Raw genomic sequence first — 23,826 nt, 5'->3', positions numbered from 1 at the left:
TGCGCGCGGCAGCAGTTTCTCGGCCGGATGGCCGGAGCGCTTGGGACGCGGGGAAGAAGGGTTAGAGGCCATGGCGGAAATACGGCAGTAGCAGAATTCGATACGCGAGTATGCCGCAGGCGGCCGGCCACCGGGGGCTGGTCTCAATCAAAAACCGGTCGGCGCGGATCTGCGCAAGCCGACCGGTGCGGCTTTAGTGCGAACCGCCTTCCTCGATATAGCGCTGGGCGTCGAGTGCGGCCATGCACCCCGTGCCTGCGCTGGTAATGGCCTGGCGATACACGTGATCCTGCACGTCGCCGGCTGCGAACACGCCCGGCACGCTGGTGGCGGTCGCATTGCCGTTCAGGCCGGTGCGCGTCACGATGTAGCCGTTTTTCATCTCGAGCTGGCCCGCGAAGATATCGGTATTGGGCTTGTGGCCAATCGCCACGAACACGCCCTGCAGCGCAAGATCGGTGGCCGCGCCCGTGTCGCGGTTCTTGATACGGATGCCGGTTACACCGCTGTCGTCGCCTGTCACCTCATCGAGCACATGATTCCACTTGATGTCGATCAAGCCTTCCTTCACCTTGGCGAGCAGCCGGTCGACCAGGATAGGCTCGGCGCGGAATTTGTCGCGGCGATGCACGATGGTGACCTTTTTCGCGATATTCGACAGGTACAGTGCCTCTTCGACCGCGGTATTGCCGCCGCCGATCACCGCCACTTCCTGCTGCTTGTAGAAAAAGCCGTCGCAAGTTGCGCAAGCCGATACCCCCTTGCCCATGAACAATTCCTCGGAGGGCAGCCCCAGGTATTGGGCCGAAGCACCGGTCGAGATGATCAGCGCGTCGCAGGTATATTCGGCGTTGTCGCCGATCAGGCGCAGCGGCTTCTCGTCGAGCTTGGCGGTGTGGATATGATCGAAGATCATTTCCGTGTTGAAACGCTCCGCATGTTCGAGAAAACGTTGCATCAATTCCGGCCCCTGTACGCCGAGCGGGTCCGCGGGCCAGTTTTCGACGTCCGTGGTGGTCATCAATTGACCGCCCTGTGCCATGCCGGTGATCAGCACCGGCGAAAGGTTGGCGCGTGCGGCGTACACCGCGGCGGTGTAACCGGCGGGGCCTGACCCGAGGATCAGGACTTTAGCGTGCTTGACTGCTGACATGGATACGTCCCATCAAGAATGCGGCGGCGCCACGAAAATCGGGGCGGCACCGGCATTTCAGTATATGAATTGCCCTTCGGGGCAAGAAACGCCACTATTATAAAGCGGCTCGCCGATTTAAGAATTCGATCCTAACAATCGAGCCCATAGCCTGGGGCACCGCGGCCCGCGTTGGCTGCGCATGGGGCTGCGTCATGGGGCTGGCGCGGGGCTAAGCGCGGGCTCATGAACGTACCGCACACGGCCCGCGACGTATTTACGCGGGAAATTATCCGGCTCGCCGGTCCGACAGATTACAATTAGGCTCACCGATTCAAGCGGGCGCACGCCCGCGAAGCACACGGCAATCAATGGCGAAACTCAATTACTCTTCTAGCGCTCCAACCCTGCCGCACCGCATGTCACGGCTGGTCTCCGAAATTCGGTGGCTGGCGCAGATCCTGGTGGCGGTTTTTGTCTTTATAGCGCTGCTGAGCTATAGCTCGCGCGATCCCAGTTGGATCCACGCCGTACAAGTCGATCACATTGCCAATTGGGGCGGCCGCGTCGGCGCCTGGCTGGCCGACATGTTGCTGCTGCTGTTCGGGGTGTCGGCCTACGGCTGGGTGGTCTTGTTGTTGCGTCGCGCAGGCGCCCTGTATCGGCTGTTGACCGAAAGAGAGCGCCAGGCGGCGCAGCCGCCGCGCAAAGGCGATAGCGACGAGCCGGACGCCAAGCCCGACATGAGCTGGATCGCCGAAGTGGTGGCCTTTGTGCTGCTGATGCTGTCGAGTTGCGCGCTCGAATCACTGCGCCTGTGGTCGCTCAGAAATCATTTTCATCTGCCGCGCTCGACCGGCGGCGTGCTCGGCGATGCGTTCGGCAATGCCGTGGCGCGTGCGTTCGGCTTTACGGGCGGCACGCTGGTGCTGCTGTTCCTGTTCGCGGTCGGATTGTCCTTGTTTTTCCGGTTTTCCTGGCTGAGCGCCGCTGAAAAACTCGGCGGCCTGCTGGTTGGGCTGGTGACGGGCTTCCAGTTGCGCCAGGAAGCGGTGCGCGATCGCAAGCTGGGCGAGGTCGCGGCGGAGCGTCGCGAGGGCAAGGTCGAGCAAGTGCGCGTGCGTTTCGAAGATCACGAGCCGGTGATGATCGTACCGCCGGTAGTGATCGTAGCGAAATCCGAACGCGCCGAGAAAGAGAAGCAGGTGCCGTTGTTTGGCGACCTGCCGGACAGCACTTTGCCACCGCTTGCGTTGCTGGACGCGCCGGCTGCTGTCCAGGAAACCATCGCCGCCGACACGCTGGAATACACCTCGCGGCTGATCGAGAAGAAGCTCAAGGATTTCGGCGTCGAAGTGAGCGTGGTGGCCGCCTACCCGGGCCCGGTCGTCACGCGTTACGAAATCGAACCGGCCACCGGCGTAAAGGGCAGCCAGATCGTCAATCTGGCCAAGGACCTGGCGCGCGCGCTGTCGCTGGTCTCGCTGCGGGTGGTCGAAACCATACCGGGCAAGAATTTCATGGCGCTCGAATTGCCGAACCCGCGGCGCCAGACGGTGCGGCTATCGGAAATTCTCGGCTCCGAAGTGTATGCGAACGCAGCGTCGATGCTGACCATGGGGCTGGGCAAGGATATCGGCGGCAAGCCGATCTGCGCCGACCTCGGCAAGATGCCGCACTTGCTGGTGGCCGGTACCACCGGTTCGGGCAAGTCGGTCGGGATCAACGCAATGATCTTGTCGCTGTTGTACAAGGCGACGGCCGACCAGGTCCGGATGATCCTGATCGACCCCAAGATGCTCGAAATGAGCGTCTACGAAGGCATTCCCCATCTGCTGTGCCCGGTCGTGACGGATATGCGGCAGGCCGGCAATGCCTTGACCTGGGCCGTGGCGGAAATGGAGCGGCGCTACAAGCTGATGAGCAAACTCGGCGTGCGTAACCTGGCCGGCTACAACACCAAGATCGACGAAGCTGCCAAGCACGAAGAGAAGATTCCGAACCCGTTCAGCCTCACGCCCGATGCGCCGGAACCGCTGGAACGCCTGCCACACATCGTGGTGGTGATCGACGAGCTGGCCGACCTGATGATGGTGGTCGGCAAGAAGGTCGAAGAGCTGATCGCGCGGATCGCGCAAAAAGCTCGCGCTGCCGGCATCCACCTGATCTTGGCCACGCAGCGCCCGTCGGTCGATGTGATTACCGGCCTGATCAAGGCCAACGTGCCCACGCGCATTGCCTTCCAGGTTTCATCGAAGATCGACTCGCGCACGATCCTGGACCAGCAGGGCGCCGATACGCTGCTGGGCATGGGCGACATGCTGTACCTGCCGTCGGGTAGCGGCTTGCCGGTGCGCGTGCATGGTGCGTTCGTGTCTGACGAGGAAGTGCACCGCGTGGTGAACAAGCTCAAGGAGCAAGGCGAGCCCAACTATGTCGAAGGCTTGCTGGAAGGCGGTCTGGCCGGTGACGGCGAAAACACCATGGACGGTTCGCCGGGAACTGGCGCGGGTGCCGGGGAGTCCGATCCTCTGTACGATCAAGCTGTCGAAGTGGTGATCAAGCACAAGCGCGCCTCGATTTCTCTGGTGCAGCGTCATTTGCGCATCGGCTATAACCGCGCTGCGCGCTTGCTCGAACAAATGGAACAATCGGGGATGGTTTCGACGATGGCGTCCAACGGCAACCGGGAAATCCTGGTGCCGAATCGCGAAGAATAGCCACTGGAGTCTGAATGAAGTTATTTTCCAACGGCGGTCTGGCCCGTCAAGCTGTTGTCGCCACGCGCATGGCGTTGGCCGGCGGCTTGCTGGTGGTCGCCAGCCATGCAATGGCGAGCGGCACCGAAGCGCTGAAGAATTTTGTCGCCCAAGTGCATTCGGCTTCGGGTGAGTTCTCGCAACGTCAGATCAAGGCGCCCAGCGCCGGGTCGGCCAGCGCTGCGATGTCGCAATTGAGCGGTCCCTCCACCGGCACGTTCTCGTTTGCGCGGCCCGGCAAATTCATCTGGGATTACCACACGCCCTATGAACAGTTGCTGGAGGCCGATGGCGAAACGCTGTTCGTCTACGACAAAGACCTGAACCAGGTTACCGAACGCAAATTGGGCAACGCATTGGGCGCGAGCCCGGCAGCCATCCTGTTCGGCAGCAACGATCTTGCTGCGCATTACACGACGCACGACGCTGGCGTCAAAGAGGGCATCGACTGGGTAGAGCTCACGCCCAAAGACAAAGACACGCAGTTTCAGCGGGTCGGCATTGGTTTCGGTACGGGCGCGGAAAATGGCGAGTTGAAGGCGATGGAGTTGCATGATGTGTTCGGCAACGTCACATTGCTCACCTTCAGCAAAATCGTGAAAAACCCGTCGTTGCCGGCCAACACGTTTCAGTTCACCGTGCCTAAAGGCGCCGACGTGATCAAGGGCTGATCAAGGGCTGATCAAAGGGTGATCCAAGGGTGATCAACCGTCGACATCGTGCCGCGTGGCCAGCACGTCGCGATAAATCGCCATCAACTGTTCGAAGTTGCGCTCGGGCGTGTACTTGTCGAGATAGTCGGCCCGTGCGTTGCGCCCCATCTCCTGCAGCGCAATTGGATGGGCCTCGGCCCAGGCTATCTTGTCGGCCAGATCGCGCGCGTCGCTCGGCTCGCACAACAAGCCCGTTAGTTCCTCGGCGATCAATTCCCGCAGTGCACCCGACCGGCTGCCGATGACCGGCAAGCCGCAGGCAAACGCTTCCACGACGGTCAATGGCATCATTTCATGCCATACACTGGGAAGCACAAGGTAGGCCGCGCGGCGCATGGCGGATAACACCTGGGGGTGAGTTCGCGCACCGAGGCTACGCACCTGATCGTGTGCGTCGACCTCCGCCTGCATCGGCCCGACGCCGATCATGTCGATATGCATGTTCGGCAATAGACGCAGCGCTTCGAGCAAAACCTTGATGCCTTTTTCACGCGATAGTCGGCCGACAAACAAGGCGCCGCTGCGTGGCACCTCGTCATGCGTGGCTACGGCTACGGCCACGAGATTCGGCTTGATCGAAATGCGCTCCGCCGGCAGGCCGCCTTCGATGAATTTGCCGCGGCAAAACTGGTTCAGCGCGATATAGCGCGTCACCTTGTGGTTGAAGGTGCCAACGGCCCGGTGCACGCCGAGCATCGCGGCGACCGCGGCGGACTGCGCGGCCGATTCGCGATAGCAGCGATGCACCGCACCCCGCCACGGAAGCTTGCCCAGGCAATCCTCGCACACGCGGTCCTCGCGCAAAAACATGGCTTGAGGGCACAGCAGGCCAAAATTGTGCAAGGTCTGGATCACCGGTACGCCCGCGCGCGCGGCTTCCCAGTACAGGGACGGCGAGACCAGCGGAAAACTGTTATGAGCGTGGATCAGGTCGGGTTGGAATTCGCGGATGCGTGCAAGCACATCGGCGGTAGTCTTCGACGACCACAGGGCTTCCTTGGCGGCGACGACGCGCGGCATGTCGTTGATGTTCGCGTTGTCCCGGTCATAGGTTTCGACGTGCTGGCCGCCGTTGCGCAACATTTCGATTTCCGCATTCCTGACTGTGTCCTCGCCGCCGCGCCATTGATAGGCGCTGTGAACCACGAGTATCTTGAGCGGCGGCCCGGCTGCCGCGGCGCTCAGGTTCGCGAAGTCTGTCTCGATTGGCAAGTTCATGCGAGCACCCCAGGTTGGGATGTATCGCTTCATCGCTCCACCCGACGCTGATCATGCAGCGGCGCTTCGCGATGCCATTGTTTCAGATGAATTTTCGTCAGGCCGCCGAGTCGGCTCAAGAGGACCGAGGATGACTGTGCGAGAGGTTCGAAACGCAGACCGGTTTGCGCTTTGATTTGCCGCAAGCTCGCGTGCCATTGAGTCGTGCGACTCCTCATGCTGCGCGCCGTCTCCTGGGTGTGAATGGCGACCAGCCCCCAGCGGTTGATCGCGATGCGAAAGCTGCATGTGCGCGTGATGTTGTCGCGACTCCAGTAAGCCTTGAAGCTTTCCGAGCCAACACCGAAATCGAGGTCCTTGCCCTGTTCCAAAGCCCACTTGACGCAGTGTTCGATCACGATGGAAATGGGTGAGAATTTGGAGTAACGCTCGTCGAAGGCCGCGATCAATCCGGTGACACATGACTCTCCGATACCGACCACAGATGCCGCGAGCGGCACGCCGTCCAGCGTGACCACGAACAGCCGTGCCATGGCGTCTCCGGCCGGGGGATCGAGCATATCGACGAGGAAGTCCCGATACGCCAATGAGTGCAGCCAATCGCCTCGCTTGCCGGTCCGATCGATCCACTCCCGCTTGCGGGCAAGCAACCAATCGACCCAAGCCGCATAATCTCCGGTGTCTTCGGGACTGAGCATGCGCACAACGAGCTTTCCTTCCTTGGACAGACGGCGCTCGCGGGCGCCCGGTTTCCTGCCGGAAAGCGCACCGAGCGTCGTGCAAAACGCTTGCCAGTCCGCCTCGCCGCGCAGCTTTGCCATAGCGGCGACGGTGCGTTCCGCCACGACCGCGTGGGGCTGCTTCTCGGCGATATCGTATAGGCGGGAGCCTTCGCTCACGTAGGGAAGATCGCAAACGTGCGCGCCACACGAGCGCATGACTGCACGCCATGTCTCTTCGATGATGGCCGCATTGCCGATCTGCTCGTCCACGAGAATGCTGGTGTGGTCCGCGGTGTCGGGGCTCAACGGGCGTAGCAGGGTCCAGAACAGGAACCGGTATGTAACCAGCGGCCAGACCATGACCAGCTTGCCTTGCTCGCGACACACGATGCAGTACAACTGCCGCCCCCTGGGCTTGGCGGAAATACACCAGCACAACCAGCACACGGCGAAGGCCTGATGGTAGCGACCGTTGGCTCTCGACCAAAGAGCGTCCCATTCGCTTTGTAAGGCCCGAAATGCATCCGGGTCCGTGACAATTTCGAATTGCGATCGAGAGGGGCTCATATCCACTCCGAAACAGCAGAGATAAAATGTTGTATGGGATCGCCGGGACGGGCTTCAGTCGTCGCGAGCATCCTTGGAAATCCTGCAACGTTCGCGATCCGAAACTGCGGAAAGACTTCGTGAAGGATCCTCTCAAGTGCCTCTGGGGTCGTCTGTGTGTTGCCGTACTAAAAAGAGAGGCTCGATTTTAAAATATAAAATAGGAAGCCTAAATAAAATTGTCGAAGCCGTTTTTCCCGAAGTTCAGACATCGCTGCCGGCATGCTTTGGCAAACATGCACAGTATGACTTCATGTGCTTCGTTGTGCCGTCGGAGTGTGGTGAGGGCGACACGCGCAGGCGTGCACGGTCGGATCGGACAGTTATTTTGGCAACTGCATACTAATTGGAGTGTGCTGTAGGTACTCGGTGTGTAAGAAAACCGTAAGAAATTTTGACGGAATTTGACCGATTTGGGTCTGTTCTGCCGCCGAAGACCCGCGTAGCCGCCGCGCGCTTGGGGCGCCATGTCCGTGTCGGCCCGAACGCACTGGCATAATGCCTGTCTGACATCGGGCGTAGCAGCTCGCGCCGCTGCGCCTGTTTTGATCCGCTGCATTGAGTTATCAGTGTTTGCGTTACTGCGACTTATCGCCGGAACCGACCCATGTTTGAGGTAAACCAGCCTGCTGCGCCGCTCGCCGAGCGGCTGCGGCCCAAGACCATAGACGCCGTGATCGGCCAAAAGCACCTGCTTGGGGCCGGCAAGCCGTTGCGCGTTGCGTTCCAGTCCGGTCAAGCGCACTCGATGATTCTGTGGGGCCCCCCGGGGGTCGGTAAAACCACGCTGGCCCGTTTGATGGCTGAGGCTTTCCATGCGGAATTCATCTCGCTTTCGGCGGTGCTTTCGGGCGTGAAGGAAATCCGCGAAGCGGTCGAGACGGCACGCATCCACCAAGCGCATGGGCACCAGACGCTGGTGTTTGTCGACGAGGTGCATCGTTTCAACAAGAGCCAGCAGGATGCCTTCTTGCCGCATGTGGAGTCGGGGCTGTTCGTATTTGTCGGCGCGACCACCGAGAATCCTTCGTTCGAAGTCAATGGCGCGTTGCTATCGCGCGCGGCCGTGTATGTGCTGAAAAGCTTCGACGATGCCGAGTTGGGCGAGATGCTGGAGCGGGCCTGCGAGGAACTGGGCGGTTGCCGTTTCAGCGATGCTGCACGCCATCTGATCGTCGCTTCAGCCGATGGCGACGGGCGCAAGCTGCTCAACAATATTGAAATCGTGGCGCGCGCCGCGGCCGCGCAAAACGTGACCGAGATCGACGAGGCTATGCTGGGCAGCGCGCTGGCGGAAAACCTGCGACGTTTCGACAAGGGCGGCGACGCGTTCTACGACCAGATCAGCGCATTGCATAAATCGGTACGCGGCAGTAATCCAGACGGTGCCCTGTACTGGTTCTGCCGCATGATAGACGGCGGGGCGGACCCCCGTTACCTAGCGCGCCGGATTGTGCGCATGGCGTGGGAAGACATCGGTCTGGCGGACCCGCGCGCCGCGCGTATCACGCTCGATGCAGCCGAAACCTACGAGCGGCTCGGTTCGCCCGAAGGCGAACTGGCATTGGCGCAGGCGCTGATCTATCTGGCGGTCGCGCCCAAATCGAACGCAGGCTACAACGCCTACAACGCGGCGCGCCGTCATGTCGGCCAGGATCAGTCGCGCGGCGTGCCGGTCCATCTGCGCAATGCACCTACCAAGCTGATGAAGGAACTGGGCTACGGTCACGAGTACCGCTATGCGCATGATGAACCCGAGGCGTACGCCGCCGGCGAAGTGTACTTGCCGGATGGCATGCGCGAGCCCGGCTGGTATGCGCCGGTACCGCGCGGACTCGAGCAGAAAATCGGCGACAAGCTAGCCCATTTGCGCGCGCTCGACGCGCAATGGCGGCGTGACCATCCGGACAAATCCTGAACGCCGTCACGGCTGGTGGGCGCCGGCGCCGGCCGCAAAAGCGCCCGAGTGGGATGCCGGTGCGATAAAATCACGGGATTGCTGCGGGATACCGCAGGCTGACATTTAACCGACGCCACAAACGTCTTCACACCACAGAAATCCATGCTCGATATTCAACTGCTGCGCAAAGACATCGATGCGGTCGCCCGCCGACTGGCCGACCGCGGCTACACGCTCGATGTCGCGGCCTTCCAGACCCTGGAAGCCGAACGTCGCGAAATCCAGACGCGCACCGAAGATCTGCAGGCGCGCCGCAATAGTTTGTCCAAGCAAATCGGCGCGCTCAAGGGGCGTGGCGAGGACACCTCGGCGGTGATGGCCGAAGTGGGCGGCATCGGCGACACGCTCAAGGCATCGGCCGCACAACTCGATGCGCTGCAAGCCCAACTTGCCGATGTGCTGCTCGGCGTGCCCAATGTGCCGCACGAGAGTGTGCCGGTCGGGCGCGACGAAACGGGCAATCTCGAAGTGTTGCGCTGGGGTACGCCGCGGCAATTCGATTTCGAAGTGAAAGATCACGTGGACGTGGGTGGACCGCTCGGCCTCGATTTCGACACGGGCGCGAAGTTATCGGGCGCGCGCTTTACCGTGCTGCGCGGCCAGATCGCGCGGCTGCATCGCGGCCTCGCGCAGTTCATGCTCGACACGCACATCACCGAGCATGGCTACAACGAGGTCTATGTGCCTTATATCGTCAACGCGGCGTCGATGCGCGGTACGGGGCAGTTGCCGAAATTCGAGGAAGACCTGTTCAAGGTGCCGCGCAAGACTGGCGAGGGCGATGGCGAAGGTGAGCGGGTTGAGAATTTCTATCTGATTCCGACTGCCGAGGTGCCGGTGACGAATTTTGTGCGCGATGAGATCGTCGCACTCGATACGTTGCCGCAGAAATACGTTGCCCACACGCCGTGCTTCCGCTCGGAAGCGGGCAGCTACGGGCGCGACACGCGCGGCATGATCCGCCAGCATCAGTTCGACAAGGTCGAGATGGTGCAATTGGTGCAGCCTGAACATTCGATGGCGGCGTTGGAGGAACTGGTCGGGCACGCCGAGACGATATTGCAGAAGCTCGAATTGCCGTATCGCAAGATGTTGCTGTGTACGGGCGATATGGGTTTCGGCAGCGCCAAGACTTACGATCTCGAAGTGTGGATTCCGGCGCAGAACGCATATCGCGAAATTTCCTCGTGCTCGAATATGGAAAGCTTCCAGGCGCGGCGCATGCATGCGCGCTTCCGTAATGCGCAAGGCAAGCCCGAGTTGCTGCACACGCTGAACGGTTCGGGTCTGGCGGTGGGCCGCACGCTCGTGGCTCTGCTGGAGAATTATCAGAATGCCGATGGCTCGGTGACGGTGCCGCAGGCCTTACGTCCGTACGTGGGTGGGCTGGAGCGCGTGGCGGTGGCGGGTTAAGCGGGCGGATTGCGTGAGATTAAGCACTGCCTTCTGCGAATGCGAATTCACTGAAAACGATGCTTGGAAAGCGCGCAGGGTTCGGCTATAATCTCGGACTTCGCCGTAGTTGAGTGCGGCGAGCACGTGTAGCAAAGACCTCAGGAAAGGTGGCAGAGTGGTCGAATGCGCCAGACTCGAAATCTGGTTTACGGTTCTTCCGTAACGTGGGTTCGAATCCCACCCTTTCCGCCAGAGTGTCAATGAATTAGGCCCTTCGGGGCCTTTTTTTATTCGTACCCACCGTTTTACCCACCACGCACGCGACGCTAAAGGTACTCAAGTACCTAATGCACTCGTAACGTTACTATTGGTCGCCAGTTCCAGCGCTTTGACGTTGTGACGTATGAGGCGATCCGTATCTGCTATGGCGTGGGGTGGACGAGCATGGCGCGGAACTCGACATTCTCGCGCTCAAGCGGCATTTGCTGCGCGCTTCACTTTATCGCAAACAACTTGCTGCTCGCTTCGTCGCCTGGCGCAATTTCACTGAACTCGCCCAAAATCCGTCCACCTCTTTCTGACCAGTCCTCACACCTGCTGTCTTGCCGTCTCACTCTCTGGCCAAGTTGACAATGCCCCGTTGCGGCCCTTGCGGGGCGAACTGCCGCAACGACGACTTTCGAAGTGCAACGGCCGGTCGCGCGGCTGTATCGGTAGATACCGGCTCTGCCGCCTGCGAACTTATTTCGGGGCGGTAGAGGCCGTTTTGTTCGCTTGTATTTTTGCTGGCTTCGGAGGTTTGGCTTTTGGGGCTTTTGACTTAACTGGTACCGCGTCCATTGAAGGCGCAGCTGGAGCCGAAGTAGCTGGAGCGTCATTAGCAAATGCACCGGTAGCAAACAGGCCGGCGATCAGCGCCGCGATCACGTTTTTCATGAAAATCTCACAGAATTAAATTTGTTCAACCCAATAACGCGGTTATTGACTCAGTTATCCGGCAGGCCTGACCTGATCCAAAGGGCTTCGGCAAAACCTGGGAAAGAGCGCTTTTTTAATGCGATTGCGGGGGATTGATGCAGCGGAAGTAGCTGGTTTTAGCGTCTCGCGCAGCAGTCACGATGATTACCCCAACGGCCGCTTCATTGGGGATCGTTAAAGCAACATAATTGATGCCGTCTTGAGGCCGTTGTTTAATCGACTCAACCGCTTCCTCTTGCAACACTTGGCGGCCTCTGCCGGCTTTAAACTGCCCAATGGCTTCCGCAACAGTCCAGTTACGACTGCTTTCGTTAATCAACTGGCATTGCGCGGTAGCATCTGGCGACTTGTATCCCACGTTGAGGGTTTTGCCATCACCCAGCGGCACCGATTGCACAACGCGCTCCATGTAGGGGTTTTGGTTCATATTGAAACTACACGCTGCGAGGAGTGGCATGATCAGGGCGACGGCGGCAAAGTACGTCTGTCTAACCTTAAGAAAATATGACACGCTGCTAAATTCCTTAAAGGATGGTTATCGAAAGTTGCCGCTGGTGTGGACCCACAGCATCACAAATACTTCTGTCCGTGCTAGTAGAACTAAGCGTCTTGCGCGCTGGAGTGGGTAGGTACGTAACTAAGCAACGCAACTAAGCGATGCAACCTACTCCAACGGAACCGAGCTTGTGTGGCACCGCCAGTTCGATTACTCGCCTTTGGATTGGCCGTACGCGATGCCGGCTTCCACTTCGGAGATCGCTTGCGCGATGAGCTTGCGCGCTGCGTTAGCGTGACCGTCTTTGTTTTGTGTAACCTTGTTCAGATGATTTTGGGCGTTTTGCAGCGCGCCGAGCGCGCCCTCCATGTCGGGCTGGCGGGCAACCGCAACACTGGTGCCAAGGCCGGTACCCACTGCGATAAGCGTGACGGCGATCATCCGGCCCAGGTTTCTCTTCACAAAAGACATATGGATTTCCTTTATTTAAAAATGCTGCGAGTGGACATTGACGTTTGACTGTATTGTTGAGCATCGACTGCGGTGGTCATTGTATTGACGAGCATCGACTACACAAAATGAATTGCTTTAATGAGCAGGATCAACGAAATGAATGCTATGAGCCGTCCCGCCAATCTTGATCTGGATCTGCTGCGCAGTTTCGTTCATATTGCCGAAACTGGAAGTTTCACCCGTGCCGGGGAAATAGTCGGACGGACGCAATCGGCCGTTTCCATGCAGGTACGGCGGCTGGAAACCTTAATCGGCAAATCATTATTGGTGCGCGGCAAGGGCGGCATGGTCGGGCTGACGCCACACGGAAGCTATCTTCTAAGCTACGCGCAGGAGATGCTGGAGCTGAATGACAGCATTTGGGCTATCTTTCAAGGGAAAAACCTGGCTAGCCAAATAATGCCGGACGATTACGCGTTACCGATCAAGGCGCAGCGAGAAGCCTTTACGGCGCAGGTCATGGTCACATTGCTGACCAACGAGAAATTCAGTGAAGCAAACGCTTTAATCATGCGCCATGTCGAAAATAATACGTTGGTCGACCCCTTGCGGATAAATCAGAAGGATGATGATTTGATCATGTCTCTTCTAAGCATGCTTGAGTATATTTCGATTAATTTTCTATCCAATTCGATGGATCGAAACATAATTCTTCGGCAGCGTAAATCGGGGCTCTTAAGAACTTACGAGGTTCTTCAGGATTATATTGCGTATAAGCGTGAAGTTTGGGCACGGATAAATGCTTATCGGTCTTTTGAGGAAGTTATAAAAAACTATATTTTGGTGGATTCAGAAATTTCAGATTATTCTGCAAGTGAAAGAGCGCCGGTGCTGGACGGCAGCTCTTAATTTGTTCGGGCGTGCACTGTGCCGATCGAGATGTCCGCAGATACTCCGTCAGTGCCAGGCCTATCCGCCGTTCTTCAACTCGAAGATGCTATCGATCTCGACCGGGATGCCCATCGGTAACGTGTGCACGCCCAGCGCGCTTCGAGCCGGAAGCTTGTCTTGCCCAAACAACGTCAGCAAGACGTCACTGGCGCCATTGGCCACTTGCGGATGCTGAGTGAACGACTGTTCAGCGCGTACGTAGACCGTCAGTCGGCTGCATCTCTCGACGTTGTCGAGCCCGCATGCCTGATCGAGGCAGGCCAATATCATGAGCATCGTCAGGCGTGCCGCGTCTTGGGCCTTCTCCAGAGACATATCGCCGCCGACTATTCCGACTATCGGCTTGCCATCCTTGAAGGGGCCGAGACCGGAGACATAGAGCTGGCTCCCTGAGACGGAGACCATTCTGTAGGAGCCGAGTGGGTTGATGGGCGACGGCAATTTGAGGCCCGCTTGCAAAAGACGTTCGAATACGTTCATGTTTGGCTCGCAGCGATGTAAATAAAGTTCGACAGGGTTACTGTGTCGGCGTCGGCGTCGGCGTCGGCGTCGGGGCCGCCACAGGGACGATCGCCGCGATACGCCAGCCCTTGGAGGTCCGGACCGCCACTTCATAGACGAGGAACGGAACAGTCTTCGCCGTGGCTTCCGATGCGCCAAGCGTGATCTGCGTAGGCGCGTACACTTGGGCGACGTCAGCGGTCAGCGGGACTATCTTTATGCTTTCGGGCTTAGGCTCGAACTTCCACACGCCCTTGAACGTTTCCTTGAAGTGTTCGATGAGCGCGGGCTTCCCCCAGAACTCGTAAGCGTGGGACACGAATATGACGGGGTCGGGCTGACCGGGCGGCGCGTCAGCGAGTACGTTCCCGAATGCCACGATGTCATGCGCCGTAGCGGCAGCCGCCTGCCGGAGAAAAACGTCTCGGACCGCTTGCCTGTCTCGGTCGGTAAAATGATGCGGCGCTGCGGCGTGTGCGGTGGCACCAGCGGCGACGAGAGCCACAGCAGCGATGAACGAAGTCACGGCTTTCAGTATGCGCATTGTCTTCTCCTACTTATGTGTCCGCTCAGGCGAGTTCAAACCGGTCGAGGTTCATCACCTTGACCCAGGCTGAGACGAAGTCGCGGACAAATTTCGCCTGCCCGTCCTCACTTGCATAAACTTCACCGAGGGCCCGTAGTTGGGCATGCGAACCGAAGACCAGATCGACGCGGGTGCCCCCCGTCCACTTCAACGCGCCCGTGGTGCGGTCGCGCCCCTCGAACACGTCTCGGGCCGGGGAGAGCGGTGTCCACTCCGTACTCATGTCGAGCAGGTTGCGGAAGAAGTCGTTGGTCAGCGTTTCCGGCCGATCGGTGAAGACGCCGTGCGCATTCTGCGCGCCATGGATGTTCAGGACGCGCAAGCCGCCGATGAGCACTGTCATCTCTGGAGCGGTCAGGGTCAGCATTTGAGCCTTGTCGATCAACAAGGCCTCGGCCGGGACGCTGTGTTTGCCTACGAGGTAGTTTCGGAAGCCGTCGGCGACCGGTTCGAGGGCCGCAACAGATTGCACATCGGTCTCTTCCTGCGTGGCATCCATGCGCCCGGGCGCGAACGGCACGGTGATTGGATGACCGGCGCTGCTCGCCGCCAGTTCGATGCCGGCGCCGCCGGCCAGCACGATCAAATCAGCCAGCGAGACCTTCTTGCCGCCGGACTGTGCGCTGTTGAACTCGCCCTGGATGTTTTCAAGCACTTTCAGTACCTTCGCCAACTGCTCGGGCTGGTTCACCGTCCAGTCTTTCTGTGGGGCCAGGCGTATGCGTGCGCCGTTGGCGCCACCGCGCTTGTCCGAGCCGCGGAAGGTGGATGCCGATGCCCAGGCAGTCGACACCAACTGCGATACGGGCAGCCCCGACGCTAGAATCTTCCGCGTGAGCCAAGCGATGTCCTGCACGTCGACCAGCGCGTGGTCGACTGCCGGAATCGGATCTTGCCAGAGCAGCGCTTCACTCGGCACTTCCGGTCCAAGGTAGCGGGCGCGCGGTCCCATGTCGCGGTGGGTCAGCTTGAACCATGCGCGGGCGAACGCATCGGCGAACTGGTCGGGATGCTCCATGAAGCGCCGCGAGATCTTCTCGTAGGCGGGGTCCAGGCGCAGCGAAAGATCGGTGGTGAGCATCGTTGGCCGCAACTTCTTTGAAGGATCGTGAGCGTGCGGGATGGTAGCGTCGGCATCCTTGGCGACCCACTGATGGGCGCCCGCCGGGCTCCGCGTCAGTTCCCATTCGTGGTTGAACAGGTTCTCGAAGAAGCCGTTGCCCCACTTCGTCGGTGTGCTGGTCCATGTGACCTCCAAGCCGCTGGTGATCGTATCGCCGCCCTTGCCTGTGCCGAAGTTGTTCTTCCAGCCCAGTCCCTGGTTCTCAAGATCGGCGGCCTCGGGTTCGGGACCGACGTTGTCGGCGGGACCCGCGCCGTGCGTCTTGCCAAAGGTGTGGCCACCGGCGATCAGCGCAACAGTCTCCTCGTCGTTCATCGCCATGCGCGCGAAAGTTGCACGGATGTCGTGCGCCGCGGCGACCGGGTCCGGATTGCCGTCCGGACCTTCCGGGTTGACATATATGAGGCCCATCTGCACGGCGCCCAGCGGATTTTCCAGGTCGCGTCCGTGGTCGGTGCGGCTGGCTTGCTCGCCGTGAAGTTCTTTGTCGGCGACAATGACGCTTTCGTCGTCGTTGCCCGCGACACCCTTGCCATAGCGGACGTCGCCGCCCAGCCACGTCTTTTCGTTGCCCCAGTAGACGTCCTGGTCCGGCTCCCATGTGTCCTCGCGACCGCCGGCGAAGCCGAAGGTCTTGAAGCCCATGCTCTCGAGCGCGACGTTACCCGTTAGGATCAACAGATCGGCCCAGGAAATCTTTTGGCCGTACTTCTGCTTGATCGGCCAAAGCAGGCGCCGCGCTTTATCGAGGCTGACGTTGTCCGGCCAACTGTTCAGCGGTGCGAAACGTTGCTGACCGCGCCCGGCACCACCGCGGCCGTCACCGATGCGGTAGGTTCCTGCACTGTGCCAGGCCATGCGGATGAATAGCGGGCCGTAGTGACCGAAGTCTGCGGGCCACCAATCCTGCGTATCGGTCATCAGCGCCGCGAGGTCCTTCTTCACTGCAGCCAGGTCGAGGCTCTTGAACGCCTGCGCGTAGTTGAAGCTGCTATCCATCGGGTTGGACTTGTCGGAGTGCTGGCTGAGCAGGTCCAGGCGCAACTGCTTGGGCCACCAGTCACGGTTCGTCGTGCCGCCGCCGGCGGTATGGTTGAACGGGCATTTTGCTTCGTTTGACATACGTTCTCTCTTTGGAAAGGATATACCGACGGGTTGTCTACAAAAAAACAAATTTTGGCCTCGACCGGCGTCGCATCATTCGTCAGCGGGTTTCGGAACTTCGTGCACGAAATATTTCTGTCTGCGCAATCCGATGCGCGTCGCTCGGTGGGTACCCAAACTGCGCCTTGAATGCGCGGCTAAACGCCGCTTCCGATCCGTATCCCGCGCTATGAGCCACATGGGTCACTTTGACAGTCCCTGCGCGCAGCAAGTCGGCCGCCACGGTTAAACGCCACCGCGTCAAGTAGCGCAGCGGCGGCATTCCGACCACCGCCGTGAAGCGATCCGAGAATATCGATCGTGACATCCTCGCGGTTTCCGCGAGCGACTCAACGGTCCACGCACGAGCCGGCTCCAGGTGCATCGCGTTCAAGGCCCGTCCGATGCGTTCGTCGCCCAGTCCGGAAAGCCACCCGAGCCGGTTGCCTTGGCTGCTGACCCAGGTACGCAATGTACGGATGACGAGCATATCGATCAGACGCGAGATCATCAGCGACGAGCCTGGACCGACGTTGTCCGACTCCTCTGTCAACAAGTGCGATAGGGTCGCCAACCAAGGCGGCACGCCGCCGTCGTCACATTTCAGATGGATGAGTCCGGGAAGCCCCGACAACAAGGATCGCAATGGGCCACCATCGAAATAAAATACTCCGGCAAGAAAGCATCGCGCGGTGTTGCGCTTTGTAGTCGTTTCCATCGTTTGTGCTTCCGAACTCTGGCTGCAATACGCCTCCGCGCTTGCCTCCGCGTTTGCGTCTGTGTTTGCCTCCGCCTGGCAGCGTCGACGCGCGTCATCGCAAGCCTGGTCGCGCAGCGTATATCCGTCAGCATGGAGCAGTAGGACAAAGTCGCCCGATTGCAGCAATACGGGGCCGCAATCGCGTTGCGAGATCAACGCCTCGCCATCGTGCAGATGCACGAAACCGGCCGCTCCGGGCGGGAAGGTCACCTCCGTAACGGCGCCCAGCTCGCCGCGGAAGGCGATATCTCCACGAAGACGAATTAGCTTGAGCACTTGCGACAACGCGTCACCCTGTTGGGGCAGCGCACGTTGTTCCTCTAGCATTTAAAATGACGCTCAGTCGATCTATAAATTAGTTTGAAATCCTCTGTAATTGCACAGAGGATTGCCTGACGAGGCGAATTCAATGCCTTGTCCAACTCGCTCGCTCGGTCGTAGCTTCCGCGCAGCGCTATCCCTGCGCCCTTGGTTTCGACCGAGCGAGCGATCGTAAGGCTAGGGATTTGCTGCCTTGTTCACGGCGTCGATGATGACGTCCGCGACGGCCTTCGGGTGTGTTACCAGCGTGAGGTGACTTCCGCCTGGGATCACCGTGAGTTTGGCGTTGATGGCGTGTGCCTCGCCTTGCTGCAGTTGGGGCGGGATGATTTGATCCTTATCGCCATAGACCCACCAAGACGGCTTCGACTTCCAAGCGGCCACTGTCACCTTGTCATCCAGGCAGTGTGCGAACAAGGGGCCTTGCGTAGCCGCAAGCACGGTGGCGATATTCTTCGGAATGTCCGGTGCGAAGCTCTTCACGAATGTATCGGTCGAGATGCTGAGGTAACCGGCGGAATTGACAACGATGCCGCTCTGCCACGCAGCCTTGGGAAATGGACTGATCATGTCATTGATCGACTGGCCGTCGTTCGGAGCAAATGCCGAAACGTAGACCAGCGCAGCCACCTTGGGTGAATTGCCGGCTTGCGATATGACCGCTCCGCCGTAGGAGTGACCGACCAGAATGACGGGTCCGCTTTGTGCCTCGATCGCCTGGGAAACGACGGCTGCATCGTTGGCCAGGGAGGTTCGCGGCAGTTGAACTGCGACGACCTTAAGGCCGCGTTTCTGCAATATCGAAATGATGGGAGACCAACTTGAACCGTCGGCCCAGGCGCCATGCACCAATACAACGGTGGCGCCGGTGGTGGCACTGGCGCTCTGGGCGAAGATACCTGACGAGATCATGAGTATGGCAGCGAAGAACGTCGTCGCAAGACGCTTGAAGTACTTAAGCATGGAGGCTCCGAACTAGGGTTTGCGGGAGAGATCTACTTCCACCGAAGATGGAAGGAGTTCGGTTATCCACTCTAGAGAAAGTACCGATGACTGACCATATCGCGGCGTCCGGTTTGCATGATCTATCGTCCGGTCGACGTGATTCACATTTTTGGGGCCGGCGAAAACAACCTTGGTCTCGCGATAAAGACGATAATGAAGCGACGCATTGTCAAACCTGAAGCGCATCGGCTGGACGATGGATCATGTAAGCCGGACGCTGCGATATGGTCAGCCGCCGGTACTTTCTCTAGAGTGCTTAGTCGAACGCCGGCGTCCGGCAACTTTGATGGGGAACCCGTAATGAATCGTCGCGATTTTTCTACCTTTCTTCTCGCCGGTGTTGCTGCGTCAGTGCTGCCTATGACAGCGCGATCGCAAACAGGCCCTCAGGCGCGCAATGTTGTGCTCGTTCACGGTTTGTTCGCTGACGGCTCGTGCTGGTCCGAGGTCATTCCCCGCCTCCAAGCAGCGGGGCTGAACGTAACCTCGGTCCAAAACCCACTCACCACTCTGGCAGACGCCGTTGCCGCAACTCAGCGAGTTTTGGCGCGGCAGGACGGGCCCACGGTACTAGTGGGACACTCGTTTTCGGGCATGATCGTCACTGAGGCGGGAGTCGATCCGAAGGTGACCTCTCTTGTGTATGTGGCTGCGCGGGCTCCCGATGCCGGCGAAGACTACGCAGCGCTCGCCAAAACCTATCCGACTCCACCTGCATCGGCTGGGATCATCTTTGACGGTGACGAGGGACGCTTAAGCGAGGAGGCCTTCTTGCGCGATTTTGCGGGTGACCTTCCTGAAAAGAAAGCCCGGGCGCTTTTCGCCGTTCAAGAGCCCTTTAATAAAGCGCTGCTGGCAGGCCGGACCACCCAGGCGGCGTGGCGCTCAAAGCCTAGCTTCTACGCGGTTTCAACTGAGGACAGAACGATCAATCCCGATCTCGAACGGTTTATGGCCAAGCGCATGAATGCCAAGACGATCGAGTTGAAGTCCAGTCATGTTTCGATGATTTCACATCCTAAAGAAATCTCGAACCTTATATTAGAGGCGGCAGGTCACGCTTAGTGCGGTGAATGTCAAAGGTTTCCCGAACTTCGTGCGAGAAAGATTCCATTCTGTGCAATCCGATGCGCGTCACGGGGCGGATATCCAAACTGCGCCTTGAACGCGCGGCTAAAAGCCGCTTCTGAGCCGTAGCCCGCACCATGGGCCACGTCGGTCACTTTGAGGGTACCTGCGCGCAGCAAGTCTGCCGCGATCGTCAATCGCCACCGCGTCAAATAGCGCAGCGGGGATATTCCGACCACCGCAGTGAAGCGATCCGAGAATATCGATCGTGACATCGCCGCAGTTTCCGCAAGCGATTCGACGGTCCATGCGTGAGCAGGCTTCAGATGCATGGCGTTCAATGCCCGTCCGATGCGTTCGTCGCTCAGCCCGGAAAGCCACCCGAGCCGGTCGCCTTGGCTGTGGACCCACATGCGCAACGTGCGGATAACGAGTAAATCGATAAGCCGCGAGATCATCAGCGACGTCCCCGCGCTGGCGGTGCGCGATTCCATGTCCAGGAAATGGGAGATGGAGGCTAGCCAGGGTGGTTCGCAAGTCTTGTCGCAAGTCAGATGGATAAGCCCGGGAAGCCCTGTGAGCAAAGATCGCAATGGCGCTCCGTCAAAATAGAATGAGCCGGAGAGAAAGCGTCCCGCGATGTCGTCGTCAGTCGCCCACCTCAACGTTTGAGCGGGCGTATGAGGCGTAACGTTCACATTCGCCTCGAAGTGTCGACGTGCGTCGCCGCCGGCCTTGGCTCGAATCGTATGTCCATCTGCATGGGGCAGAAGAACGAAGTCACCTTGCTGCAACAGCACTGGGTCCCCATCACGTTGGGAAACCGACAGTTCTCCCGAGCGCAAATGTAAAAAGGCGGCAGGACCTGGGGGGAAGGTCACATCGGTAGAGGTCCCCAGTTCCCCATGGAAGACGTAATCACCGCGAAGACGAATCAGCTTAAGTACCTGGGACAAGACATCGGAGCGGTCGGACGACATGATGACTCCACAGGGGGCGTGTTGACACGATAGACCCACGGACGATATGTTTTTAACGACTCCAGCATGATATCCCTGCCGCCGAGTAATAGGCTATCGCGTACGTCGAGGGAAGCCTACGGTGCGTAGTCATGGACCGCAGTGCGGTACCTCCTGCAATAGCGCGGCCCATTGTCCCGCCCAATCGCTTTCATGCGACATGCCGGCAACGATTCGAGCGCGGGTGCAATTGCCGCTGGCCGCAGCGGCGTATCGCAGCGCAATCTCGGGCGGTACCGTCGTATCGTCTGCTCCGCTGAAGTGAATCTGCGGTATCCGGTTCAACTGCCGTGCAACGTCAATGGCATTGAGCGAATCGGGCATCGCCGATACTTGGTGCAGGCGGTTTACTTCGGCTTGGTCCAGATTGCCCGCGATTGTACGCAGCGAAGCCAGATCGTTGCGCCGCGCGGCGATCAGCATGGCCAATGCGCCGCCTCCTGAGTAGCCGATGAGATTGATGGGCTGCCCGGGCGTGCGAGCCGCATAGTGTGTCACCGCCTGGTTCATCGCGGTGACCACTTCCTCTCCATAGCGCTTGCTGGTCCAGTACACCACGTCGCAATTGGGGTTGTCCGACCTCGCGGTAAATTGACAGGGACGGGCCAGATAAACGACGTTGGCGCCCGGATCAACCACCGCCAGCGACAAGCCCAGCGCCTTGTGTGGCGTGGGATCGTCAGAGGGTTCGGTGCGCGAAAGCCAGGCCAAACCATCGCCCTCGATATAGATCGTCAGTGGCAGATCGGGGCGGGTGATGCGGACAAAGGTTGTCAGCACGAATGGCCCTGCGGCAACCTCGTCACGTTGCAGGCCGGCCGGCTTTGCCATCGCGTCAGCGTGTGCGTTCGGGTCTGCACAGCTTGTCATGCCAAACACCAAGAGCACTATGCCGGCCAGCAAGGAAAAAAAACGGATCAGGGCGAGGCCCGGGCGAACTGTTGTCATAGTTAATTTACTAACCGATTCCGACGACAGGATAGTGGCAAACAGCACTATGCCGCGGCTGAGTGCCTAGAATGAGTTGATTTCGAATAGGTCTGGGGCCGAGCGTCGCCTGCAAGCTTTGCGATGATCCATAGTGCCTAACGCTGCAACGCCAGATACCAAGCCTCAAACTCCTGCGCCGTCAACGGTTTCGCGATCTCATACCCCTGAGCTTCGTCGCAACGCCAATCCGTCACAGCGTCATAGATCTCACGGGTTTCAACACCTTCCACCACCACGCGATAGTCGAGCTTATGTGCCAGGTCGACTATCGCCTCGACGATGATACGAGTTTGAGCGCTGTTCAGCATTTGGCGCACCAGACTCTGGTCGATTTTCAGCACCGAGGCGTAATACAGATGCAGCTTAGCGAGGTTGCTGTAACCGCTCCCAAAGTCATCGATTGCGATCACGCTGCCCAGCTCCGACACTTTCCGCAGATTCGCGATAACGGGTACCGCATCGTTGGCCAGTGAGCTCTCGGTGACTTCGATCTCACACTGGCTCGGATCTATGCCATGGGTTTGCAACACGGAGGCGTAGTGCACCGCGAAGCGCGGTTGCTGGAGGTCGAGAACTGACACATTGATCGACATCTTCAACGCATAGCCTTGCTTGCGCCATACGGCCAGTTGCTTTAGCCCCCGGTCCATCACCCAATCGGTCAGCGCACTCATCAACGAAGTGCGCTCCGCCAGGGGAATGAATTCGACCGGCGATATCTCGCCGAGCACCGGGTGCGACCAGCGCAACAACGCTTCGACGCCGGTGCAGTTGCGTGTCGCCAAGTCGATGCGAGGCTGATACACCAAGCGCAACTCATCGTCTTCCAGCAGCGCGCGACGCAAGGAATTAAGAATGAAGAACGTTCGCTCTTGTGTCGCGAACATCCGTTTAAGAAATTTACGGTAGGGCACACGTGTGCGGCGCGCGGTTTCCGACGCAGTCGCCAGTGCTCTCAATACATCGGTGTGTTCATCCAGACGCGACAACTCAACAATTCCTGCACATGGCGTCAGGTCGATCGGAATCTGCTTCATCATCAAAGGCGCGTCGAAGGCCTGAAGCGCGCCCTCGATGATGCGCAACGCCGCGGCCTCCCCACCGACTACGAGCACACCGTACCGGGCGTAGCCGAGGCGGTATAGTGTGTTGCCAACCAAGGCTTGCTCTATGCGTGCGGCCATCGTGGCCAAAAGTCTATCGGCCGCGATAACGCCGACGGCGGTCGAAGTCTGGTCGAGGTAGGACAGCGAGCAGACATCAATGATCACCGCATGGCTAGGCGCGATTGTGTCGAGACTCGAGCCCGAATTGCGGCTTTCAAAAACGATGCGAATGTCTTCGGAAAAGCGAGCCCGGTTCAACATTTTCGTGGCTGGATCCACGAAAGCGATGTCGCGCAGCGTCTCAATTCGGTCCATGGCTAATTGCGCCATTTGTTTCAGCTGGATGCGTTGCTCATCGTCGAAGTCGTTGCGCGGTTCGGTATCGATCACGCACAGCGTGCCCAATGAGACGCCGCCGCGCGTGCGCAACGGCGCTCCCGCATAAAACCGAATCTTCGGTTCGCCGAGAACTAGCCTGTTTTGAGCGAAGCGCAGGTCGAGCGTGGCGTCGGGGATGACCAATACGTCGTCCCCAAGGATGGTATGGGCACAAAACGCGTCTTGCCGGCTAGCTTGCTCCATTGAGGTACCGACGCGGGCCTTGAACCACTGGCGCGTCTCGTCGATCAATGAGATCAGTGCGATCGGAGATTTGAGGACTTCTCCGGCAAGCTCGGCGATGCGGTCGAGCGCCGCATCGGGTGGCGTGTCCAGCAAGCTTGAGGCCTGCAGCACGTACAAGCGGTGCTGCTCGACAATCGGCGACACCAAGGGGTAGGGGTAAGTTCGGTGCAACGCCGTCTCCTGATTTCCTGACTATC

At 59.3% G+C, this 23,826-nt stretch carries 20 protein-coding genes, 1 tRNA gene and 1 pseudogene; 8 read left to right on the top strand and 14 right to left on the bottom strand.

Features of this window, described 5'->3' with window-relative positions:
• Window positions 1-193: 193 nt before the first annotated feature.
• Window positions 194-1,153 carry a thioredoxin-disulfide reductase gene (gene trxB / locus GSQ77_RS20410; protein WP_158904581.1) on the bottom strand — a complete coding sequence of 320 codons (960 nt, stop codon included), beginning with the start codon at window positions 1,151-1,153 and terminating at the stop codon, window positions 194-196.
• A 350-nt stretch (window positions 1,154-1,503) separates the two neighbouring features.
• Between trxB and GSQ77_RS20405 the strand changes: the two genes are divergently transcribed.
• Both GSQ77_RS20405 and lolA read left to right on the top strand, forming a co-directional pair.
• Complete coding sequence (locus tag GSQ77_RS20405) at window positions 1,504-3,852, top strand: DNA translocase FtsK (RefSeq protein WP_158904580.1); 2,349 nt, start codon at window positions 1,504-1,506, stop codon at window positions 3,850-3,852.
• A 14-nt stretch (window positions 3,853-3,866) separates the two neighbouring features.
• Window positions 3,867-4,562, top strand: a complete 696-nt coding sequence (gene lolA, locus GSQ77_RS20400) for an outer membrane lipoprotein chaperone LolA (RefSeq protein WP_158904579.1) — start codon at window positions 3,867-3,869, stop codon at window positions 4,560-4,562.
• A 33-nt stretch (window positions 4,563-4,595) separates the two neighbouring features.
• Here lolA and GSQ77_RS20395 read toward each other — a convergent pair whose 3' ends face one another.
• Both GSQ77_RS20395 and GSQ77_RS20390 read right to left on the bottom strand, forming a co-directional pair.
• Window positions 4,596-5,822 carry a glycosyltransferase family 4 protein gene (locus GSQ77_RS20395; protein WP_158904578.1) on the bottom strand — a complete coding sequence of 409 codons (1,227 nt, stop codon included), beginning with the start codon at window positions 5,820-5,822 and terminating at the stop codon, window positions 4,596-4,598.
• A 29-nt stretch (window positions 5,823-5,851) separates the two neighbouring features.
• Window positions 5,852-7,111, bottom strand: coding sequence for a GNAT family N-acetyltransferase (locus GSQ77_RS20390; protein WP_158904577.1), 1,260 nt, complete (start codon window positions 7,109-7,111; stop codon window positions 5,852-5,854).
• A 646-nt stretch (window positions 7,112-7,757) separates the two neighbouring features.
• On the opposite strand from GSQ77_RS20390, the gene GSQ77_RS20385 reads away from it, so the two are divergent.
• The 4 genes and pseudogenes from GSQ77_RS20385 to GSQ77_RS20370 all read left to right on the top strand — a co-directional run.
• Window positions 7,758-9,068: a replication-associated recombination protein A gene (locus tag GSQ77_RS20385; protein ID WP_158904576.1), complete on the top strand. Its 1,311-nt coding sequence runs from the start codon at window positions 7,758-7,760 to the stop codon at window positions 9,066-9,068.
• A gap of 144 nt (window positions 9,069-9,212) precedes the next feature.
• Window positions 9,213-10,523, top strand: coding sequence for a serine--tRNA ligase (serS, locus tag GSQ77_RS20380; protein WP_158904575.1), 1,311 nt, complete (start codon window positions 9,213-9,215; stop codon window positions 10,521-10,523).
• Between the two features lie 143 nt (window positions 10,524-10,666).
• Window positions 10,667-10,757: transfer RNA gene (locus GSQ77_RS20375), tRNA-Ser, on the top strand.
• A gap of 215 nt (window positions 10,758-10,972) precedes the next feature.
• Window positions 10,973-11,086, top strand: a pseudogene (locus GSQ77_RS20370) (IS6 family transposase); the annotation flags it as partial.
• Between the two features lie 160 nt (window positions 11,087-11,246).
• Here the strand turns inward: GSQ77_RS20370 and GSQ77_RS20365 are convergent.
• The 3 genes from GSQ77_RS20365 to GSQ77_RS20355 all read right to left on the bottom strand — a co-directional run bounded on the left by GSQ77_RS20365 (window position 11,247) and on the right by GSQ77_RS20355 (window position 12,450).
• A complete protein-coding gene (locus tag GSQ77_RS20365) occupies window positions 11,247-11,441 on the bottom strand; it encodes a hypothetical protein (protein ID WP_158904574.1) in 195 nt (64 codons plus the stop codon).
• Window positions 11,442-11,556: 115 nt separating this feature from the next.
• Window positions 11,557-11,994: a hypothetical protein gene (locus tag GSQ77_RS20360; protein ID WP_158904573.1), complete on the bottom strand. Its 438-nt coding sequence runs from the start codon at window positions 11,992-11,994 to the stop codon at window positions 11,557-11,559.
• A gap of 195 nt (window positions 11,995-12,189) precedes the next feature.
• The gene (locus GSQ77_RS20355; protein WP_158904572.1) at window positions 12,190-12,450 is read right to left on the bottom strand and encodes a hypothetical protein; all 261 of its coding nucleotides are present in this window, start codon (window positions 12,448-12,450) and stop codon (window positions 12,190-12,192) included.
• A 120-nt stretch (window positions 12,451-12,570) separates the two neighbouring features.
• Between GSQ77_RS20355 and GSQ77_RS20350 the strand changes: the two genes are divergently transcribed.
• The gene (locus GSQ77_RS20350; RefSeq protein WP_216854923.1) at window positions 12,571-13,341 is read left to right on the top strand and encodes a LysR family transcriptional regulator; all 771 of its coding nucleotides are present in this window, start codon (window positions 12,571-12,573) and stop codon (window positions 13,339-13,341) included.
• Between the two features lie 60 nt (window positions 13,342-13,401).
• Here GSQ77_RS20350 and GSQ77_RS20345 read toward each other — a convergent pair whose 3' ends face one another.
• The 5 genes from GSQ77_RS20345 to GSQ77_RS20325 all read right to left on the bottom strand — a co-directional run bounded on the left by GSQ77_RS20345 (window position 13,402) and on the right by GSQ77_RS20325 (window position 18,780).
• Complete coding sequence (locus GSQ77_RS20345) at window positions 13,402-13,863, bottom strand: RidA family protein (protein WP_158904571.1); 462 nt, start codon at window positions 13,861-13,863, stop codon at window positions 13,402-13,404.
• Window positions 13,864-13,900: 37 nt separating this feature from the next.
• On the bottom strand, window positions 13,901-14,428 hold the full coding sequence (locus GSQ77_RS20340) for a nuclear transport factor 2 family protein (protein WP_158904570.1): 528 nt from the start codon (window positions 14,426-14,428) through the stop codon (window positions 13,901-13,903).
• Between the two features lie 25 nt (window positions 14,429-14,453).
• Window positions 14,454-16,715 carry a catalase/peroxidase HPI gene (gene katG, locus GSQ77_RS20335; protein WP_158904569.1) on the bottom strand — a complete coding sequence of 754 codons (2,262 nt, stop codon included), beginning with the start codon at window positions 16,713-16,715 and terminating at the stop codon, window positions 14,454-14,456.
• Window positions 16,716-16,797: 82 nt separating this feature from the next.
• Window positions 16,798-17,823 (bottom strand): AraC family transcriptional regulator, encoded by a 1,026-nt coding sequence (locus tag GSQ77_RS20330; protein ID WP_254067717.1) that lies wholly within the window; start codon window positions 17,821-17,823, stop codon window positions 16,798-16,800.
• Between the two features lie 171 nt (window positions 17,824-17,994).
• Window positions 17,995-18,780, bottom strand: a complete 786-nt coding sequence (locus tag GSQ77_RS20325; protein ID WP_158904568.1) for an alpha/beta fold hydrolase — start codon at window positions 18,778-18,780, stop codon at window positions 17,995-17,997.
• 342 nt (window positions 18,781-19,122) lie between these two features.
• Between GSQ77_RS20325 and GSQ77_RS20320 the strand changes: the two genes are divergently transcribed.
• Window positions 19,123-19,887, top strand: coding sequence for an alpha/beta fold hydrolase (locus GSQ77_RS20320; protein ID WP_158906404.1), 765 nt, complete (start codon window positions 19,123-19,125; stop codon window positions 19,885-19,887).
• Between the two features lie 11 nt (window positions 19,888-19,898).
• Here the strand turns inward: GSQ77_RS20320 and GSQ77_RS20315 are convergent, their stop codons facing one another.
• From GSQ77_RS20315 to GSQ77_RS20305, 3 genes are all read right to left on the bottom strand, one after another.
• Window positions 19,899-20,870 carry an AraC family transcriptional regulator gene (locus GSQ77_RS20315; protein ID WP_158904567.1) on the bottom strand — a complete coding sequence of 324 codons (972 nt, stop codon included), beginning with the start codon at window positions 20,868-20,870 and terminating at the stop codon, window positions 19,899-19,901.
• A gap of 129 nt (window positions 20,871-20,999) precedes the next feature.
• Window positions 21,000-21,857: an alpha/beta hydrolase gene (locus tag GSQ77_RS20310; protein ID WP_174246475.1), complete on the bottom strand. Its 858-nt coding sequence runs from the start codon at window positions 21,855-21,857 to the stop codon at window positions 21,000-21,002.
• A gap of 137 nt (window positions 21,858-21,994) precedes the next feature.
• Window positions 21,995-23,800 carry a bifunctional diguanylate cyclase/phosphodiesterase gene (locus GSQ77_RS20305; RefSeq protein ID WP_158904566.1) on the bottom strand — a complete coding sequence of 602 codons (1,806 nt, stop codon included), beginning with the start codon at window positions 23,798-23,800 and terminating at the stop codon, window positions 21,995-21,997.
• Window positions 23,801-23,826: the final 26 nt, after the last annotated feature.

Source organism: Burkholderia sp. L27(2015) (genome assembly GCF_009765705.1).
Lineage (GTDB): Bacteria > Pseudomonadota > Gammaproteobacteria > Burkholderiales > Burkholderiaceae > LMUX01.
The sequence above is the reverse complement of the archived record's forward strand: the minus strand, read 5'-3'. Positions and strand labels throughout refer to the sequence as shown.

Excerpts from the sequence above, each read along its gene's own strand:
- GSQ77_RS20385 (WP_158904576.1), top strand. The coding sequence starts at position 7,758 with ATGTTTGAGGTAAACCAGCCTGCTGCGCCGCTCGCCGAGCGGCTGCGG.
- serS (WP_158904575.1), top strand. The coding sequence starts at position 9,213 with ATGCTCGATATTCAACTGCTGCGCAAAGACATCGATGCGGTCGCCCGC.
- GSQ77_RS20340 (WP_158904570.1), bottom strand. The coding sequence starts at position 14,428 with ATGCGCATACTGAAAGCCGTGACTTCGTTCATCGCTGCTGTGGCTCTC.
- GSQ77_RS20345 (WP_158904571.1), bottom strand. The coding sequence starts at position 13,863 with ATGAACGTATTCGAACGTCTTTTGCAAGCGGGCCTCAAATTGCCGTCG.
- GSQ77_RS20405 (WP_158904580.1), top strand. The coding sequence starts at position 1,504 with ATGGCGAAACTCAATTACTCTTCTAGCGCTCCAACCCTGCCGCACCGC.
- trxB (WP_158904581.1), bottom strand. The coding sequence starts at position 1,153 with ATGTCAGCAGTCAAGCACGCTAAAGTCCTGATCCTCGGGTCAGGCCCC.
- GSQ77_RS20390 (WP_158904577.1), bottom strand. The coding sequence starts at position 7,111 with ATGAGCCCCTCTCGATCGCAATTCGAAATTGTCACGGACCCGGATGCA.
- GSQ77_RS20395 (WP_158904578.1), bottom strand. The coding sequence starts at position 5,822 with ATGAACTTGCCAATCGAGACAGACTTCGCGAACCTGAGCGCCGCGGCA.
- GSQ77_RS20310 (WP_174246475.1), bottom strand. The coding sequence starts at position 21,857 with ATGACAACAGTTCGCCCGGGCCTCGCCCTGATCCGTTTTTTTTCCTTG.
- GSQ77_RS20365 (WP_158904574.1), bottom strand. The coding sequence starts at position 11,441 with ATGAAAAACGTGATCGCGGCGCTGATCGCCGGCCTGTTTGCTACCGGT.
- GSQ77_RS20315 (WP_158904567.1), bottom strand. The coding sequence starts at position 20,870 with ATGTCGTCCGACCGCTCCGATGTCTTGTCCCAGGTACTTAAGCTGATT.
- GSQ77_RS20330 (WP_254067717.1), bottom strand. The coding sequence starts at position 17,823 with ATGCTAGAGGAACAACGTGCGCTGCCCCAACAGGGTGACGCGTTGTCG.
- katG (WP_158904569.1), bottom strand. The coding sequence starts at position 16,715 with ATGTCAAACGAAGCAAAATGCCCGTTCAACCATACCGCCGGCGGCGGC.
- GSQ77_RS20325 (WP_158904568.1), bottom strand. The coding sequence starts at position 18,780 with ATGCTTAAGTACTTCAAGCGTCTTGCGACGACGTTCTTCGCTGCCATA.
- GSQ77_RS20320 (WP_158906404.1), top strand. The coding sequence starts at position 19,123 with ATGAATCGTCGCGATTTTTCTACCTTTCTTCTCGCCGGTGTTGCTGCG.
- lolA (WP_158904579.1), top strand. The coding sequence starts at position 3,867 with ATGAAGTTATTTTCCAACGGCGGTCTGGCCCGTCAAGCTGTTGTCGCC.
- GSQ77_RS20355 (WP_158904572.1), bottom strand. The coding sequence starts at position 12,450 with ATGTCTTTTGTGAAGAGAAACCTGGGCCGGATGATCGCCGTCACGCTT.
- GSQ77_RS20350 (WP_216854923.1), top strand. The coding sequence starts at position 12,571 with ATGAGCAGGATCAACGAAATGAATGCTATGAGCCGTCCCGCCAATCTT.